The 19,534-nt window shown below is 41.4% G+C and carries 15 protein-coding genes; 5 read left to right on the forward strand and 10 right to left on the reverse strand.

The annotated features are described in order from the left end of the window. Positions 1-93 precede the first annotated feature (93 nt). From J7529_RS11515 to J7529_RS11530, 4 genes are all read left to right on the forward strand, one after another. Entirely contained in the window at positions 94-1,278 is a 1,185-nt protein-coding gene (locus tag J7529_RS11515) for a hypothetical protein (RefSeq protein ID WP_318729072.1), read from the forward strand. Between the two features lie 85 nt (positions 1,279-1,363). Beyond that, entirely contained in the window at positions 1,364-1,834 is a 471-nt protein-coding gene (locus J7529_RS11520; protein WP_271941848.1) for a tetratricopeptide repeat protein, read from the forward strand. Between the two features lie 25 nt (positions 1,835-1,859). Further along, on the forward strand, positions 1,860-2,429 hold the full coding sequence (locus J7529_RS11525; RefSeq protein ID WP_318729073.1) for a Uma2 family endonuclease: 570 nt from the start codon (positions 1,860-1,862) through the stop codon (positions 2,427-2,429). A gap of 6 nt (positions 2,430-2,435) precedes the next feature. Further along, positions 2,436-3,233 (forward strand): hypothetical protein, encoded by a 798-nt coding sequence (locus J7529_RS11530; RefSeq protein WP_318700850.1) that lies wholly within the window; start codon positions 2,436-2,438, stop codon positions 3,231-3,233. A gap of 7 nt (positions 3,234-3,240) precedes the next feature. On the opposite strand, the gene J7529_RS11535 is transcribed toward J7529_RS11530, so the two are convergent. The 9 genes from J7529_RS11535 to J7529_RS11575 all read right to left on the reverse strand — a co-directional run bounded on the left by J7529_RS11535 (position 3,241) and on the right by J7529_RS11575 (position 16,099). After that, positions 3,241-6,240, reverse strand: a complete 3,000-nt coding sequence (locus tag J7529_RS11535; protein ID WP_318729074.1) for a hypothetical protein — start codon at positions 6,238-6,240, stop codon at positions 3,241-3,243. 38 nt (positions 6,241-6,278) lie between these two features. Continuing rightward, a complete protein-coding gene (locus J7529_RS11540) occupies positions 6,279-7,214 on the reverse strand; it encodes a hypothetical protein (protein ID WP_318729075.1) in 936 nt (311 codons plus the stop codon). 19 nt (positions 7,215-7,233) lie between these two features. Beyond that, on the reverse strand, positions 7,234-8,361 hold the full coding sequence (locus tag J7529_RS11545; protein WP_318729076.1) for a DegT/DnrJ/EryC1/StrS family aminotransferase: 1,128 nt from the start codon (positions 8,359-8,361) through the stop codon (positions 7,234-7,236). A 30-nt stretch (positions 8,362-8,391) separates the two neighbouring features. Beyond that, complete coding sequence (locus J7529_RS11550) at positions 8,392-9,378, reverse strand: NAD-dependent epimerase/dehydratase family protein (RefSeq protein ID WP_318729077.1); 987 nt, start codon at positions 9,376-9,378, stop codon at positions 8,392-8,394. 39 nt (positions 9,379-9,417) lie between these two features. Then, entirely contained in the window at positions 9,418-11,094 is a 1,677-nt protein-coding gene (locus J7529_RS11555; RefSeq protein ID WP_318729078.1) for a methyltransferase, TIGR04325 family, read from the reverse strand. 104 nt (positions 11,095-11,198) lie between these two features. Next, the gene (locus J7529_RS11560; protein WP_318729079.1) at positions 11,199-11,642 is read right to left on the reverse strand and encodes a tetratricopeptide repeat protein; all 444 of its coding nucleotides are present in this window, start codon (positions 11,640-11,642) and stop codon (positions 11,199-11,201) included. 94 nt (positions 11,643-11,736) lie between these two features. Further along, positions 11,737-13,959 (reverse strand): hypothetical protein, encoded by a 2,223-nt coding sequence (locus J7529_RS11565; protein WP_318729080.1) that lies wholly within the window; start codon positions 13,957-13,959, stop codon positions 11,737-11,739. A 156-nt stretch (positions 13,960-14,115) separates the two neighbouring features. Next, complete coding sequence (locus J7529_RS11570; protein WP_318729081.1) at positions 14,116-14,661, reverse strand: type IV pilin-like G/H family protein; 546 nt, start codon at positions 14,659-14,661, stop codon at positions 14,116-14,118. 118 nt (positions 14,662-14,779) lie between these two features. Beyond that, complete coding sequence (locus J7529_RS11575; RefSeq protein WP_318729082.1) at positions 14,780-16,099, reverse strand: class I SAM-dependent methyltransferase; 1,320 nt, start codon at positions 16,097-16,099, stop codon at positions 14,780-14,782. Positions 16,100-16,205: 106 nt separating this feature from the next. On the opposite strand from J7529_RS11575, the gene trxB reads away from it, so the two are divergent. Beyond that, entirely contained in the window at positions 16,206-17,585 is a 1,380-nt protein-coding gene (gene trxB / locus J7529_RS11580; protein WP_318729083.1) for a thioredoxin-disulfide reductase, read from the forward strand. 221 nt (positions 17,586-17,806) lie between these two features. Here the strand turns inward: trxB and J7529_RS11585 are convergent, their stop codons facing one another. Next, entirely contained in the window at positions 17,807-19,534 is a 1,728-nt protein-coding gene (locus tag J7529_RS11585) for a SulP family inorganic anion transporter (RefSeq protein WP_318729084.1), read from the reverse strand.

Consider the following 19,534-nt stretch of genomic DNA (forward strand, 5'->3'; position numbering starts at 1 on the left):
GGAGTTTTATTGCACTAGCAATAGCCGGCATTATTGTACAAAGCGCTATAAAATTAGGTTAGATCGATCGCAATATTTTCTGGATCGCTTATCATGTCTCGACCTATTGCCTATCTTGCCCAAGGTAAACTTTATCTCCAAGAGGCTCAGAATCAATTTCGGGAAATCAAGAGTGAATTTGGCCAATCGATTCAACGCCAACGCTTGCAGGCTCAACGCCGGAATGCTTGGAAAGATAGGGGAATTCGTTCGATGATGATGTCTCCCCAAGCGATGGCTCAGTTGGAACAGCAGGCGGAAGCGGTGGTTCCAGTAGCCATTAGTCGTCTGTGTAATTCCGGAGAGGGTAAGTTTTTTTATGCCCTAGAAGCTGGGGAGATGGGGGCTTTATTTCGGTTCGATCCCAATGGCGATCGCGAAGATCGGCTATTTCATAATGCAGATTTTCAAATTAGTCATTTAGATTATAGTGCTGAGGATGATTTGATTGCCTGCACCAAAGCTTACCCCACAGGGATTACCAATATTGCTACGCTCTCACCCAATAGTGTGCGTCCAAATGACATGACAGAAGGGGATTCTATCGATTTAGCGCCCCGCTGGATACCGAATCAAAAGGCTTTAGTGTATCAATCGGCTGGAGTCAGTCGCAATGGTGAGGGCTTTGTGGTGAATCGCGCTCCTTTTTCAATTGAAAAGTTAGATTTTCATCAACAGGATTTAACCACGTTAGCTGAAGATCCCAAGTCTGATTTTTTGGGGCCCCAAGTCGGTTCTGATGGTCTACTGTATTATATTCGCCGTCCCTATCGTTCATTCCACCGTTCGTTTAATATCTGGCAATTTTTGAAGGATATTCTTCTGATTCCGGTTCGTTTGGCTTATGCTATTTTCCAGTTTTTTAATTTCTTTAGCCAGAGTTTTACAGGCAAGCCTTTGATCGCTGCGGGAACGCAACAAAAGGTGGAACCCAAACGGATGCGGATCTGGGGAGATTGGTTAACGTTGGATAATCTCCCGAATCAACATGCCGAAGATCAGGATGCTCCCCCCTTGGTTCCCTCCAGTTGGGAGTTGGTGCGTCAAGGAAACCAGGGAGTGCCTGAGGTATTAGCCACGAGTGTTTTGGCTTATGATTTGGCAGCCGATGGTACGGTGGCTTACAGCAATGGTAGTGGGATTTATCTGTTATCGGCTCAAGGGGAACGGCAACGGGTGGCGATCGCCCATCAAATTGAAGCAGTGAGGTTTCTGGACTCTAGAGAGCAGCAGGAATGATGAAGTTTTGGCACAAGACCAATGAGCAATAACCAATAACCCATGAGCAGGGTTAAACTAGAAAGAACTACTCTTGTGGAAAACCATGCGCGATCCAGAATTAGATGGTTTACTATCCGATCTCCAGAGTGATTCCGAACCGGTGCGCGAACAAGCCATTCAGGAACTATGGCGGCGCTGGTTTAACCAAAAAGGAATGATGGGGGTGAAGCGACTGCAACAAGCCCAGAGAGTATTGGATGCTGGTCATTTCGATAGAGCTGAAGAGCTGTTAACAGAAGTGATTCACGATTGGCCAGATTTTGCGGAAGCTTGGAACCGGAGAGCTGTGCTACATTATATGCGCCGGGAGTATCAGAAGGCGATCGCTGATTGTGAAGAAGTCGTGCGCTTAAATCCAATTCACTTTGGGGCACTGCATGGGTTAGGATTATGTCACGCGGCTCTGGCTGAATATCGAGAGGCGATCGCGGCGTTTCGTCAAGCTTCGGAACTTGTTCCCCACGCGATCGAGAATCAGCGCCTCATCCTTGAATGTACCGCCCGCTTAAATTAAATACTTATATCTAGGGTAAGGAAGTATGGTAACGCTTAACCTCGATCCCATAATTAAACTCACCTCTGAGCAATTTTATCAACTCTGTCAACACAACCCAGACATCAAACTCGAACGCAGTGCAACGGGACAACTCCATCTCATGTCCCCTACAGGTTGGGAAACGGGCCGTGTGAATACTAAAATTAACCTGCAACTGGCTTTGTGGAATGAACAAACTCAACTGGGTGAAGTGTTCGACTCTTCCACTGGGTTTGATTTACCCAATGGCAGCGATCGCTCCCCAGATGCAGCTTGGATAGCCCAAGAGCGTTGGTGTCATCTTACCCCAGAACAACGGGAAAAATTTCTCCCCCTGTGTCCCGACTTTGCTGTGGAAATTCTGTCCCCCAGCGATAGTTTGCCCAAAACCCAAGCCAAAATACAGGAATACCTCGATAATGGTTGTCGTCTCGGTTGGTTGATTAACCGCAAACAGCGCCAAGTCAAAGTTTACCGTCCCGGACAACCCCCAGAAGTGCTAGAAGCTCCCACCCGTGTATCGGGAGAAGAGGTTCTCTCAGGTTTGTGCCTAGATTTGAAGGCGATTTGGTAGGAAGCAATGAGTACAGATAAACGGCGATGGTATTATATCTTAGCTACAGGCAGTTTAGTGGCGCTCTGTGCAACGGCGATCTCCTCTTTGCAACTCCCCAAGCTGAATCAACTCAAATCAGTCCAAGCGCAACGGACAGAAAGTGAATTCCAGCGTGAAGTTGCTCAAGAGGGGATCGCACTGAAATTACTCAAAGCTATACCTAATTTTGGCTTTGATAACTTAATTGCGGATTGGGCTTATGTTAAATTTTTAATCTATTTTGGTGACGAGCCCGCCCGCGAACACACCGGATATGATTTAACTCCACAATATTTTGAAATTGCTCTAAATGAAGACCCTCGGTTTATTCCTGCTTATTTTGGTCTTTCTTCAAGTATTTCTTTATACTTGGGCGAGCCTAAAATTTCTACTGCAATGATGGAAAAGGGATTACAGTTACTTTCTCCTCAAGACCCACCCCGCTCCTATTATATCTGGCGCTACTTGGGGATTGATCAACTGCTCTTTCTAGGCGATGCTCAAGCAGCGCAAGCATCATTTGCTAAAGCGGCTGAATGGGCCAGTGAATATTCTGATCTAGAGAGCGAGAATGTGGTTGCTCTCTCGCACTCAACAGCAGGATTTTTAGCCCAAAATCCGGATAGTAAACAGGCCCAGTTTGCTGCTTGGATGTTAGTTTATCGAAATGCAGTCGATGAGCAAACCCGGGATCGGGCGATCCAAGGGATAAAATCAGTGGGTGGAATTGTTCAAATCACAGAAAATGGTGACATGATTATTCAACCGCCCCCCAATGACTAAACCCTTCTTAAAATTGCATTTCTAGAAATTCTTTCAGAGAATAAGCAGGAGCAGAAAATAAAAGCTCAGGAATAGAAGACTCGTATTCTAAAGATAAACGTCCTTGCAGTTGGGGATATAAAGCCTGTAATTGTAAACGACCCAAAGACCCGGTTAAGCAAATTTCTAACCCTTCAGCCAGATCGCTCTCTTCTTCCATCAGTAAACCCATAATCACAGTGGAAATAGCAGCATCCGCATCTTCGTCACTAATATTGCTCGTTGCCACTAGCAGCGTTATGTCATCCTTTTGCCCATGGCTCATAGTTGCCTTGAATGCCATAGCTAAATCCAATAATAGGATGTCTTCTGGTTGACTCCAGTCTGGAAAAATAATCAAATTAACCCTTCTTAATCTTAAGTTTTCTTTTATTTCAGAGAGTTGATAGTTCTCAAACACTTCCACCAATCTGGATTCAATTTCAGATGAGTATAACTCACTATCTAGAAAGCAAGGAGTTTTTTTCATTGCTTGCTGTATCTGATGACCATATTGTTCGCGCAATTGGAAATCTTTACCTAGAGAAACTGCTGTTTCAAGATAAGCAGCTTCATCTTTACTAATCCATGAACTCATTTCCATTTCTTCTAACAGTGCAGCACCCAAGCGAGTATGAGAGTGTTTACCTTCCATCACAACCACAGGTAAATTAGTCAGGAAAGGCTCCACTAGGGAGACTAAATCGGTGTAGGGATAAGGGGATAGATAAATATCGGCTTGCTTCAACAGGGCTTGTATATCCGTATGACTGCGAACACCAGAAACCCAAATTACTCTATCTTCATTGATATTTTGCTGTTTTAAGGTCATCTGTAAACGCTGTTTCCAAGCTGCTAAAAGCATTTTGGGAACAGGTCGAGAAATACTTGAATAGAGCAGTAAAACTGAGTCAGGAACCTCGCTCAGAATCTTAACCCAAGTCTGTTCTACTTCTGGAGGAATCGCTTGGTTATCTTCCCCATAAACATAGACTACTGCATGATTAGAAATCCCTAAAGTTTCTCGGTCAAAACTACGGATGGGAAGGCCTCGCTGCTCACAACCAAAATCTATCGTTTTTCCAATTCCTGATAAACAAATCATTGACTCATCTGTTTTTTCAAGCTCCAGAAGATCGCCTGAAAGATAATAATCAATAGTGCTTGTTTGTGGATTCAATCCTGAATAACTTCCAAGAATTTGAATACGAGCCAACCGGAAATTTGTCAATACACTCAGATTATTCACTTCCTCTGTTATTGTACCCGCAATTAATAAAATATCCAGGTCTTCTTCACGAATTTTTTGGATTGTACTGGGTAAATCTTCTGGAAGTTGTACACCTATATCAGCGTGACCTGAACAATACCTTTCCAAGCGATCTCCTGTTGCCTGAATGGAATACAAAACAATTTCAAACCGATCCCGATTCAGATGTTTATAAGTCGGTAGACTTAAAAAAGTATCAGGTTTTAAGCCAAAATTGTCAGCCAAAATTCCTAAGCGAATTCTAGTTCTTTCTGGTAGTCTAGGGGCAAAGTCGTAGTCTACAGATTGTCCTTGCAGTAAACACCACTTTTCAAGCAATTTAGCTCTTTTAGTATAAAGATTTTTCAGGTTAGCATCGGTTTGATACAAGCCACGACAATTACTAGATTTCTGGAAGTAGTAAAGAATTTGTTGAGCAATCTGTGAACCGGGGTTGTTTTCAATAATTGAAGAAATGTAATTCATCCAACACTCTAGATAGCTCAGATATTGCTTTGCTTCTCCAATTTCTTGATATAATCCCGGAGGAGTGAAGGAAAAATTAATATAATCAGGCAATAACCATTGAGGAATTCGAGACCAATCATACTGAATTGGCAATTGATGAGGGTAAGCATAGAGCATCGCCACCAGTAAGGATTGGATTTCTTTAGATTTGTTTTCCGTATTTGTAGTTATCATAGTATTGATTTCCTGTCTTTTTTGATCGTTGATACAAGTTGGGACTAGCGGCTTAACATTCCATGAATTTCTTAATCCTTTAATAATAGTTAAATACGTTTTTTCTATCTGAGATTCCGTAAAGTTCCAAAATGTAGTAACTAATTCTGGAATTAAAATTGAAAAACACAACTCAAAAACAATTTTTTGAGTTAAATAGTCTACCCAATCATTTCGTTCCACTTGCGCCGGATGTTTTAGAGGAAATACTATTGATTCATTGGGGATTTCATCTAGTAATCCACCGCTTAATTGGGTATTCGTTCCCTCTTGATTAAATCCGAGGTTAGAAACCAAATTTTTTTCAGGCACAATGGTTAATCCGTTTCTTCGCCAACAGGCAAATTTCCATCGATAAGCCCAAGAGTTAATATAGCCTTGATAAGTGGCTTCAAAAATGTTTGTCCATTGGGCAACAACTTGAGGTTCTAGGAATAATTCTTGTAACCAATTTTGTTCTCGCAGTCTTGGCCATTCTTGCATGTCAAAATCAAAATGTTGCCAAGCTCTTCTCCAAGTTGCCCACCCCCAACAATCAATATATCTGGAAAAGTAATAATTTTCTGGAGTGGGTTGATATCCAAAGAAAAAATTAGTCCCCGTAATAACCATGACTTCTTCAGTATTTCGGTAGTAACTTAAAAGTTCATCACAAAATCTGAAGAAGGTTACATCAGGAAGACAATCATCCTCAAGAATAATTGCTTCCTCAACGGTTTCAAAAACCCAATCTAAGCCACTAGCTACTCGATGCTTAAGGCCAAGATTTTGATCTGCATAGTTTTTGAGAACTTCACAATCCCAGTCTACGGTATCAATAATTTTCCGTGTTTCTTCACATTTTTGAGCCTCTGCTGACCAATTTAGACGAGGGCCATCAGCAATTACCAATAGTTTAGAAGGTTGAACATGACGAACTACATCAAACAGTCTTTGAGTTAATTCGGCTCGCTTAAATATGATTAAACAGACTGGAGTTGTAGTTTTGTATTTTAACATAGAAGATTAAAATCCATCAACATTTGAACTCACTTTTTTTATAGGGAGGCAAGAGCGGGAATGGCCGCGCCTCTTAAAGAACGATGTATGGAAAGACCAGGTAAGACATCACCCATCATTTGAGTAATGTCTTTCAATGTTTTGATGTAAGTGCTATAGATGAATTCAAAAATCATCCTTTCTTTCGAGCTGGATAATTTAAACTCTGGATTCAAAGAAGATATTTCAAAACCAGTTTTGTAATTTTTAAATCCATGGAAATGGAAAAATATTAGCGGCAGCTCATCAATAAAAACTTGGTTTCGACTCTTATAAATTTGATAATTATTTGTGTTCCAGTGGGAAACATTAGCCCCTTTATGCTGTATAACGACTACTTCCGAAAATCGATCTAACCAATCATCAAGATATTTCTGGTCAGCAAATCTTGTGGGTTCTGGTCGGTCATAACACCATTCTATACACCGCTCTCGCCACCATTGCAAACAACTTAGAGCATTTTGATCGGCGCGAAATGATAACCATCCTACATTGTATATTCCAAATTTTTTGAGTTCTAGGCAATCGGGTGAAAATCGATGTTCTATAATGGCAATGGAGCGATCGCCAATTTCCTGATAAATCGGATCTAAATCAGAGTAAAAAAATAAATCTGAATCTAAGTAAGTCAGCAAATCTACTTGCGGATTATTTCTTAAAACGTATAATGGTAAACAGGGAGTACAAGTGAAATAGTATTCAACAATGGTTCGATTTTGTTTTGCCCCTAGCAGATCTGGATCGCTTTGTTCTAGTTTATCTAGAGGGATTAAATGCACATTAGGATAGTTAAGTTTTTGAAGGGCATCATAACAAATTCGACTGAGACAAAGTACCCACAATTCAAACTCACCACAAAATTTCTGTAATGACTGATAAAGAGCTAATCCTTTGGGTAAATAGTTATGATCGAAGTAGGTGCAGAAATAACGCATAATCCATTAAAAATCAACACTAATTTAAAGATTTAATCCCAGCAATCGCAGCCTGACTGACCCGGGTTGCTTCTTCCTCAGTGAGCTGACCATACATCGGTAGACTCAGAATTTTACTACTGATTTTTTCAGTAACACTTAATCCTTTTGGAGAAATCGCTAATTTTTGGTATGCAGGTTGTTGATGAACGGGTACGGGATAATGAATGGCTGTGCCAATTCCCTCTACTTTCAAAATTTTTTGTAGATCGTCTCTAGAGTCAGAACCAATAACATACTGATGATAAACTGGATCGACATTATCTTGAGTTTCTGGAAGAGTCAGAGGTAAATCAATTAAATTTCGATCGTAGACTTTAGCAACAAATTTTCGTTGGTTATTATCCCGATCTAGGGCAGATAGCTTGACTCGCAGAATAGCTGCCTGTATCGGATCTAAACGACTATTCATGCCGCAAGTATCACTAATAAAGCGTTTTTTCCAGCCATATTGTCGTAAGTTCAAGAGCTTTTCAGCTAGTTCATAATTGTCGGTAATGACTGCTCCACCATCCCCTAAAGCTCCTAAATTTTTGGTTGGATAAAAGCTGAAGGCTCCTAATTTTCCCCAAGTTCCTGTTTTTTGATTGTTGAACATTGCACCGTGGGATTGGGCACAATCTTCGATGACCTCCAGTTCGTAGCGACGAGCAATTTCTAAGATGGAAGTCATGTCGGCTGGGTGACCATATAAATGAACAGGAATAATGGCTTTGACGTTAAGGCAAGAATGTTTATTCAGTTCAACGAGGGTATCTTCTAGGGAGTTAGGATCGAGGGTAAATGTAACTGGGTCAATATCGACTAAAATTGGGGTTGCTCCGGCCAGTTCGATCGCGGCAACGGTAGCAACTGCGGTATGAGAGACAGTAATCACATCGTCTCCCACTCCAATGCCACAAGCCTTTAATGCAAGAACTAAGGCATCTGTACCACTGGCGACACTAACTGCATAGCTGGCTCCCATGTATTGAGCGAATTCTTTTTCAAAAGTAGTTACTTCTTCACCTAAAATGTACCATCCACTTTCTAGAACTCGATGAATGGCTTGATCGATGTCTGTTTTTTGAGCCAGATAACCGGCTTTAGGGTTGGTTTGAAGGAGCATGAGGTTGGTGGAGAGGGTAGATGGATTAGGCTAGAGATATTGAGGCAAGCGATCGCGGTAAAAAGCTAGGGTTTGAGTTAGACCTTCTTCCAAAGAGGTTTTCGGAGTCCATCCTAGACTGGATTCAATCTTACTGTAATCGGTATAGTAATCACCGATATCAATCCGTTTTCGCTCTGGTGGAAATTCGCGAATTTGGAATTCTCCGCCCTGATTGACTTTAATCAAGAGTTCAGCCGTTTCTCGCAGGCTAATAATGCGATCGCCCCCTAGATTAAAAATTTGCCCTTCTGCTTCAGGTTGAACAGCCGCCATTAATATGGCATCAACCGCATCCTCGACATAAGTGAAATCCCGCAGTTGATCTCCACCCCACACTTCAAAAGGTTTTTCTTCAAGCACCAAACGAATCCAAATGCCCAGAAAGGTTTGTCGTGCATCCTTAACCCGCATTCGGGGGCCATAGGTATTGGTTAAACGTAAAGCACAAGCATGAATTCCATATACATTATTATACAGTATATGATACCACTCTCCTGCCATTTTGTTAATTCCATTAACATCTACAGGACGGAGTAAATGCTTTTCATCTACGGGTAAGTAATCCGGTTTACCGTAGAGTTGACGGGTGCTGGCAAAAACAAGTTTGATATCTGGGTTATAATTTCGACAAGCTTCTAAGATAGAAAGTTGCGATCGACAATTAATTTCTAAGTCTGTATAAGGATCGTGCATAGAGTCTAAATGGCTCGTTTGTCCAGCCAGATTAAATAAGTAATCTTGGTCTTGAACCAAATAACGCATACTATACTGATCTCTGACATCAGAAATATTCACTTCAACTTGATCTTCAATACCATTAATGTTAAATAAGTTTCCTCCATATTCTGGAATTAAACTATCCACTAACAGCACATTAGCACCTAATTTAAGCAGTCGTCGAGCCAGGTTACTACCAATAAAACCCAGTCCCCCAGTAATTAAAACTTTTTTATTGGCAAATACAGTATCTTTCATAGTTGTTTAACCTATCTAGAGATAGTGTTTCCTTAATACCTATTCACGGTTTTGACTAAAGAGTAATCCTCGACCTTCTCCCACTTCTGGAGCGCCCGGAACAGAAAAACGCTCTGCAATTAAAAAATCTCTAACTTTTTTCATATCTAAACCCTCTACATAATTAACTAATTCATAAATATTTAAAAACCAACTTAAATATTCTGTATTATAACCATAATCATAAGCCCGCTGTAAAACAACAAAAGACGAGTAATTCTGAATAACAGGAAGTCGCGTTATATACAAATACAGCCGGGTACTTTTAACCATCTTTTCTACCAAAGTTGTCCAATCTTGTGCATATTGCAGTGCCGAACTGCAAAATACTAAATCATATTCATGGGCAAAACAGTCTCGAGCTTCTTCATAGAATGTAACATCAGGTTGAAGAGAGCGACCCGCTTCACACAATATAGGTACTTCTGCACAAGAATAATTGATTTTTACATTAGGGAGTAAGGATTGAGCTATCAGATAATACTCTCCCAATCCTCCACCCCAGTCTAAGATAGAAATTTCCTCTTTTTTCTGAGCAGTTAAAGACAAGACATAAGCAAAAAGAATATAATTATTCTGTTGTGAATAGTCATCAGACAGCAAAGCATTTTTTTTCAGTTGATCAACTAAACCTTTCCACTGATGTTTCCGCACATCCAAAATAGCCTTAATGTTCCATCCTTTTATTTTTTCATCTCTCCTTAACCATCCTTCTGGGACATACTCCCATTGAAGTTGATGACTAGTTGAGTCTAATGATTTTAAAGCAAGATTTAAAAATTCATTTTCTTCTTCAGTCTTAGGAAAATCTTTTATGAAGCCACCTATCAGGTTTTGATGAAGCTTATGAGTCACCGGTAATTGTTCTTGTGGAGTAGTCAATAAAGTTTCACAAATTTGTTGACGAACTTGTTTAAATGAGTGGATGTAATCTGGGTCTTCTGGTGATTCTTGAAAACGATATTGGTTTTGTTCTAGTTGTGTTTGTAAGTCTTCTGTGGAAATCGTCAATCTAGCTTTAGGATCAGAAGATAACCGTTGTGGCAATTGATAGTTAACTAAATTTTGCTTAATTGGTTCTTCTGCCTTAGTTAAGGTAGCATAGACCGTCATTATTTCTTGAGGATGGTGTTTTTTGTATAATCCGGGAATTTCTTGAATAACTTCAATTCCTTGATCGGCTCTAATCAATAATCGCCAATCACATTCTAATACTTCAAATCCGGCTTTTTGACTCAAATTTTTGAGACACTCTGCTGAGTAACGCCAATAATCCCTGGGAGAAGGATGATAAGGAAAAGAAAATACAGTTTCAATAATCAACAACCCTTCTGGCTTCATTATTTTATAAAAAGCATCAAAAACCTCAAAGGGATTTTCTACATGCTCAATCACATTCAAGCAAACTGCTGTGCCAAAAAAATCTGAGTATAGAGTAGGAAGATCTTCAATTTCAGGGGAACCATTTTCAGGATTAAGAATCAAATATTCTGGATCAATATGATCAAAAGGTCTTTGATTTAAGTAAATATATCGAGCATACTGTTCTTGAGTTTTAATGGTTAGATTATAATCTGCTATAGTGGGTTTTTCTAATCCACCTAAATCGACAAAAGGCTTTCTTAATCCATATTTTTGCACTTGTTCAGTAACGAGTTTTATATCATCCCAAAACATATTTTTCTCCAGTTAGTAGTTGATTAATATATTATGAATTATTTACATCTGGTCAGTTCATCAATTGAAGTATATTATTTCAATAATATATTATGCAAGACTTATCAGTTGTTTTCTATGTTTATTTGATCGTCTGAATTAGTGTTTGCATTGGTTTCTTGGTTCTCTTCACTAGAACTGGTTCGTTTTTGTAACTCATTTTCTAACTGAGTCATTAATTCTTGATAAGTCTTATCATCAGGATATAAATCGACTAACTTTTTCAATGGAATTCTGGCATTTTGAAGGTCGTTCATTTGTAATCGCACAACAAGTAAACCTTCAAGGGCAATGCGGTTTTCAGGTTCCCGTTGTAAAACCACTTCATATCCCCTAGCTTGTTGAATCAATTGTTGTTCAGGGGTCAATTCTGGACTTTGAGTTTGAGAAGTAGGATTCCTTTCTTCAGTGTTAATAACACCGCTAAATACTCTTAGCATCCCAAGAGAAGTTCCTCCGAAGAACGAAATGATGGACACAAAAATCAGGATTTTCTTGAATGTTTTCATTGATTTATAACATCCAATTCTTAGGTTAGAATAATCATTGATTGCGATCTGGCTTGCTCGATAATGCTCTTCTACAAAATATCACAAATACTCTTCAAATACTCGAGTCTACATATTTTGTCCACATTTGTTCATAGGCTTTTTCCATCTCACGGGCAAATTGCTTTCCATTCCATAGGGGGGCAGTTTTGCGAGATTCTTTCAACTGCCAATGAACTTTTTGACGCAGTTCTGGTTCTTTACCAAAACGAATGCCCCATTCGACATACTCTTCATCTGTCCAAGCAATACCTTCTGTAATACCTGCATTGATCATCATGGTATAGCTATTACGGGCAGCGAACTGTTGTCCCACTCGTGTTACCATAGGAATACCCATCCATAGAGTTTCTAAAGTGGTGGTGGCACCATTGTAAGGATAAGTGTCTAATATTACATCACAAATACTCATATTGCCACGATGCATAGACTCCGAGGGGGTAGGCATTACAAACTTGAGTCGCTCTTCAGAAAGTCCTTCCTCTTCTGCTAGTTGAAGAAAGAATTTCTGAATGGCGATTTGATCGCCAAAGCCTTTAATCAAAAAATAGCTATTTGGTACTTCTTTAATGATTTTTAACTGTAACCTAGCCATTTCTGGATGACGTTTATAGCCTCTTTGAGAACTGAAAAATAGCACTGCATCACTAGGAATATCTAGCATTTCACGTCGTAAGGTAGGGACACTGACTTCAAAACCATCTACAGCAATATAGGTTTGTGGCAATCGCCAAATTTTTTCACTGTAGTAGTCATCTGCATTGTCCGGAACCACATAGGGATCGGCAATCATATAGTCTACTGTTGGAATTCCTGGAGCATCCCATCCCAACCAACTCACTTGAATCGGGGCTGGTTTCATTGCCATGACTGCACAGCTAAGATCTAAAGTCAAGCTATCCATATCTACAAGAATATCTATCTTATCTTGACTAATTTGCTCAACCACATCAGCGTAGTTAATCCCCAATTTCCGAGTTTCTGTAAAATTTTGGATGTACCACTCTTGTAGTTTATCTTTACCCATCGCCCGGTAGTTAATAACATAGCCATATATATCATAGTCGTCTCGATTATGGTGTCGAAATAACCATCGGGCAAGCCAACCTACTGAATGACTAGAAAAACAGTGAGACAAGTAACCTATTTTTAATCGCTTATTCTGATTCTGGGGATAGCTCCAGTTTTGTCGATACTGCTGAATTTTCTCATGAGCGTGTAGTTCAATTCCTGCTTGACAGAATTGGGCAACATGGTTGTGAATGTGTCGATTTCTTTCGGCATCATCCTGAAAATAGGGTACGAAATAGCTGGTACTGTACATCCGGATATGAACCGGTAATAGATAATCTGATGCATTCTTTGGGTCAAGGGAGAGGAGGAGTTTAGCTTGCTGACTAAACGCATTGACGGCTTCTTGCCAATATCCACCCGCACCCATGAATCCTGTGATTTGTGAAAAAAGACCTCTGATTTTATCAAGGTCATTTTTGGCTAAATCGCACATCTTTTGAGCAGAGGCTATACACTGCTGGAAGTCGGGAACCTTAGAGTAGAAACCGGATAAATGTTCCCATACTTGTATATTTTCTGGATCAACCTGTAGTGCAATTTGACTTAGTTTAATGGCTACATCTGGTTTGCGTAGGTTATAATTAATCCTTAAGCAAGATTCCATCAGAATATTAATAAAGGCTTGTGGATCGTGAGATACAGCATAGGAGATGCTAACTTCTGCTAGAGTGCATGTAAAAGGGTTGAGAGGCTGCTGATCTAGACAGAGTTGTAAAATCTGCAATAGAGCATAGAAGTCTGGATTGCTTATCTGTGGACTAGCTTCAAGAATTGGGATTATCCCTATCCTGTCAACTTCTTCTTGAGTTAATTGATCTAATTTTAGGTCTAATCCGATGAGTATTAGGAGATTCTTAAGGTTAGTAGGCGCAATTTCACGAATATGGTGGCGAATCATCCAAGCTGTTGTCTGTTCGTTATTGTTTTGTTGTATATCTGCTTCAGTTTGTAGAACACTGACTAACTCAGCTATATATTGCTCCGTTTCTTGTTCACTCCCTTCCCCAATCGCTAACATCCAAACGACCTGGGCTTCCATTTCTTGTCCTTGTAGCAGTAGAGCTAATCCTAAGTACCAATGGGCTTGCTTCGATGCTGAAACGATTTCTATCTGATGCTGATAGAGTTCTAAAGCCTGGCTGTACTCCTTTGACCTTAAAAACTTTAGCCCTTGTTGTTGCCAATTTTGGGTTAATGGAGTCATGATTTTCTCATGATATCTCTAGATGTTGAAATCTTAAAATGAGCATGTTGCAGCAAAAGAGATAGGGTGAGATCCATTGATGACTCACCCTTGAGAACTTTGCTGCTACCTTCCTTTTGTAGTAGCTTCAAAACAGAAATGCTCTACTAATTAACCTTACAGACTTGTATAATCAGTGGGACATGCAGGGGCTGCTGTTCCTGTAAAGGTTAGCACCCTTGGCTGAGTACCGGCATCGTTGGCTTCACACAGACTCGCTAGAGTAGTCGATTCACTCGTTGCTATCAGGTTTACTGCTGCAACTCCCCCAACATAAGATTTCAAGGTTGTTGGTTTGGCAGCCCCATAGTTAGTTACAGTGCTATTTGCGGTGATATCTGCTTGTGTAGTTGTGGTTGTACTGATTCCGTACTTGTAATTCTCCGTCTCTTCTTCAATACCCAATCCTAGAGTTCCCAGGTCAAAGCTAAATCCACCTTTTTCCAGGTAGTAAGCTTGCTGTTGGCGGTTCATGGAACCCACATACTGCTTGGATTCAGATTGTTTCGCTTTGTTGGCTTGGTTGAGGAAGGAGGGCAGAGCGATCGCTGACAGGATACCGATAATGATGATAACGACCAGCAACTCAATCAGGGTAAATCCTTCGTCTTCTTTCTTCTCGATCAGGTGTTGCAGGAACTTGGTTCTAAATTCAGTCTTCATAATGATCTACTTCTCCTTGGGGGTGGATGAACTAAGATTTCTAACTCCATTGACTATAGCTTACCCACCCCATTCTGGTTTCATATCACCCCGATCAAAAATTTTTTCCCGATTTAGCCTAAGACTCTAGTAATACATACCCCATCTCGTACAGAGGTATGAGCAGGTCTTTCACTTTTTGAGTCGCTTGGGAGGGGGAGATCGCCTCCCCAGTGAATGGATCAAATGGATAGAGCCTTTGCGATCGCTCCACCAGATCTCTAAAAGCACAGGGAGCGTCAATCATAGGCAGTAAAATACTGATGATCCCACTATCGATTAAAGGGGTTGTCCCTGGATCTAGGGGAAGATAGTGGTTTAAGGGTAGGGCGCTCATTTCCGTGATAGAGGCGATCGCTCCCTGCTTTAACTGCTCCGTTCTCAGTTGCGGATGTAAATGCACTTGCGCTTGCTGCCACTCTTCATCTGTCCATTCCTGAATAGGGATTATGGTGCGATCTCCTTGAGGATGGCCACACCAGAAATCCAATAACCGTTGTTGGGAGTGGAATAGCTCATGAATATGGAGTTGTTCCTCTGTAGATAACTCAGAAAATTTGATCATCAGTTCAATGGGTAATTCGTCCCAATTCTCAAACAAACCTAGTAGATCCCACTGAGAATCATGAACCATACCTACAAACTCCATTCCTGACTGTCTGATTAAATCAAACAAATCGGGAATTTCAAAACCTTTGTCTCCAACAAATAGGTGGTTCATCGCGAGGTACTCATTAGAATTATCCGGTTTTCTGGCCCACGCAACTTTCTTTAGAAACACTCCTGGTTTTAGGTTTTGCATAGCTTCTCGGACTAAATTGTATTCAGTCTCTTGGGGTGAGGAATCCATCAATCCTAGCTTTTTCCATATTCGTTGCGCTCTAAAATACTGGCTGCGTTGGATTTTGCTATGTAAATTTGCTCGAATTATTCCCTCTTTCCTTAAAACAGACTTAAAACAATTTAATCCGTCTAGAACATCCGGAATCAAATACAATACTTCATCACAATTAATATAATCAAATGCATAGTTGAGAGTGCCAATGTTTTCAATGGACATTACATGAAACTCAGCATCTTTAAAACCATGAAAGCCCAGGCGTTCACGAGCAATTTCAAGTGATTTTTCAGATAGATCTATGCCGACAATTTTAGCCCCAGGATTGGCTTCGGCTAAGGTCAGAGATTTATAGCCACTCCCACATCCAGCATCTAAAATGACTTTACCAGCTGTGTCAATTACCTTTTGGTCTCGCCGATAAAACGCGGTTACCATATTATGAATATAAAGCGAAGAAGGATCTCCTTTAGGTGTTGCTTCTAAAGGAGCATTATAATAGGGCAGAGCATTAAATTGATCTCGGATTTTATCAATCTCTTCCATTCGTTGATCCACCATTGGCTTAGTCTTTGTACTTCATTTTAACCTGTGTATCCAGATCCACTCACATTTTTACACCCTTTATACGCTATACTAAGCGTAGTCGTTATGAGTTTAGATAGCTATGAACAACCCTACAGTAGAGAATCTAGTGATTATCGGTTCCGGGCCGGCTGGCTTTACAGCCGCTATTTATGCGGGTCGGGCGAACCTCAAGCCCGTGGTTTTTGAAGGGTATCAGATGGGGGGAATTCCTGGGGGACAATTGATGACCACGACAGAAGTGGAGAATTTTCCGGGTTTTCCCGATGGTATTACGGGGCCGCAACTGATGGATCGAATGAAAGCGCAAGCAGTCAGATGGGGAGCGGAACTATATACGGAAGATGTGGTTTCTATTGATTTAAGTCAGCGGCCGTTTACGGTGCGCTCTGATCAACGGGAGTTCAAAACTCACACTATTGTTATTGCCACGGGTGCGACCGCGAAACGGCTTAGTCTTCCCCACGAACAGGAGTTTTGGAGTAACGGCATTTCCGCTTGCGCTATTTGTGATGGTGCGACTCCAATTTTCAAAGGCGTAGAACTGGTGGTGATTGGTGGTGGAGATACCGCAGCAGAGGAAGCGGTCTATTTGACCAAATATGGGTCTCATGTCCATTTACTGGTGCGACGGGGCGAAATGCGGGCTTCTAAAGCGATGCAAGACCGGGTACTAGCTCACCCCAAAATTACGGTTCATTGGCATACGGAAGCGGTGGATGTCTATGGAGAAGGGGCAAAATTTGGGGGGGTGAAGGTCAAGAATAACCAAACGGGAGAAGAAAAGGATTTACCTGCGGGTGGGTTATTCTATGCCATTGGTCATACTCCCAATACCCAATTGTTCAAAGGGCAATTAGCGTTAGATGATGTGGGTTATGTTGTGACCGAACATGGGGTACAAACCAGTGTAGAAGGAGTTTATGCGGTTGGTGATGTGCAAGACCATGAATTCCGGCAAGCTATTACAGCAGCAGGAACAGGATGTATGGGAGCGATGTTAGCCGAGCGGTGGCTATCCGCGAAAGGATTGGGTCAGGAATTTAAACAGGAAGAAGGAGAGAAGTCATCGGAAACTGCTGCGACTGCGACTACCCAAACTGATACACAAGAGACATTTAAGTTGGAAGAAACACGCCATAAGGGAGGCTATGCCCTACGGAAATTATTCCATGAAAGCGATCGCCCCTTACTGGTAATGTACACCTCTCCCACCTGCGGCCCCTGCCATACCCTAAAACCGATTCTCAGCAAAGTTATAGATGAATTTGACTCCAAAATTCATTATGTGCAAATTGACATTGAAGCCGATCAAGACATTGCTGAAAATGCTGGTATTACTGGGACTCCCACCGTACAAGTGTTTAAGGATAAGGAGTTATTACAAGAACTCAAAGGAGTGAAACAAAAAAGCCAATATCGCCAGGTCATTGAAAGTAGCCTTTATAGCGCTACGCGCTAGGAAACAGGCAACAGGCAGCAGGCAACAGTAGACTGCTGTGAAAGACTTATAGGATTTAGAAATGTCCTAACCATAAAACATAGCGCTATAAATACGGCAATAGGCAATAAGGAAAACCGGTTTTCCCTTTCCTTCAACCGTTGTGAAGCTAGATCGCTCATAGAAAAACCTGGCATTACCGAAGTAAATGCCAGGTTAATCGACCAACAGAGAAATTGAATTCAATTATTCATTGAAGAGTGAGATAAATCAGTAGAAGAGGGAACACTAGCAGCACCATTGCTTTCAGGCTCATATTGTTGATACTCCAGCAGGGCGATCGCCTGACGTAAAGCTTCTGTACGGTCTACAAACAAGTGATTGGGAGGCAATGCAGCTAATACACCCAACTTTTCTAACCGCCGTTTCACCTTACCCGAAGCACCAACAATCATCACTTGACGGCCTTCATCCAGAGCATCTTGAATCGCATTTTGAATCGCCAAAGAAGATGTAACTCCCATTACCGGCACATCCGTCAAATCAACAATCAGGATATCATGGTCTTCCATCGCCGTATGCTCGCGGGAAATCGCCTTAGCCACCCCGAAAATCATGGGCCCACTTAAGTGGAACAGCAGTACCCGGTTGTTTCCGCGATCGAGCAATTCTTTCTCTTCATCATTGAGCAAAATGGCATCATCAGCATCCGTAATCGTCTTCACATCATTAGACTGAAGTTCGCTTAACCGGTCAATCGTCAAGATATTGGCAATAAAGACCCCAACACCAACGGCTGTAATCAAGTCTACGAATACGGTTAATCCGATCACCCCGTACATAATCAGGGCTGCTTTCATCGAAACTTTATGAGCTTGTTTCAGGAAGCCCCAGTCAATAATATCAATCCCCACTTTCAAGGCAATCCCTGCCAACACTGCCAAGGGAATATTTTGGGTTAATCCGCCAGCAAACAGAACAACACAAAGTAAAGCAACTGCACGAACTATGCCAGAGAGAGCCGTACGTCCTCCCGTTTGGATATTGATCACCGTTCCCATCGTTGCCCCAGCACCGGCAATTCCTCCGAATAAACCGGACATGATATTCCCCAACCCTTGACCAATTAATTCCTTATTAGAATCATGTTGAGTACGGGTTAAACTATCAGCCACCACAGAAGTTAACAGTGCATCAATACATCCAAGCATCCCTAGAACGAGAGCATCAACAAACATCGTTCTTAGAGCTTCAAACGTGAAAACAGGGAATTGCAAGCTAGGCAAACCACTTGGAATTTGACCAATGCGCCTTAATTCTACACCTCCGAAGAGAGTAACTGAGACAATAGTTCCCACAACTAAAGCAATCAATTGGGGAGGGACTTTGCGCTTAATTTTTGAGGGAGTTAAGAAGAGAATCGCTACAGTGAGCGCCGCTAAACCTAATTCTGTCGGTTGAATATTCGCCAATAAATCAGGTAGGGCTGTAATGGTTCCAACCACACCGCCTTTAGGACTATCCTGACCTAAGAAGGGCCCCAATTGCAGGATGATCATAATTAGACCAATCCCTGACATGAACCCAGAAACCACTGTGTAGGGCATGAGAGTCACATATTTTCCCAACTTCAGAACTCCAAAGAGAATCTGAAATACCCCAGCCATCATTACCACAGTAAAGGCCATGGCCATACCCTGCTCTTGACCATAGGAAGCCACTAGACTGGCAATAACAGCAGTCATAATGACGGTCATCGGCCCGGTGGGTTCGGAAATCAGGGTAGGCGTTCCCCCGAATAAAGCAGCGAATAAGCCAACCAAAACTGCACCATAGAGTCCAGCTTCAGCCCCTGCACCAGAGGCAACGCCGAAGGCGAGAGCCATCGGAAGGGCAATGACCGTGGCGGTTAGCCCCCCAAAGATATCCCCCTGTAGGTTATTAAAATTGATCCTGTTAAAGACTTTCAT

The sequence above is a fragment of the Roseofilum sp. Guam genome, assembly GCF_017746735.1.
Lineage (GTDB): Bacteria > Cyanobacteriota > Cyanobacteriia > Cyanobacteriales > Desertifilaceae > Roseofilum > Roseofilum reptotaenium.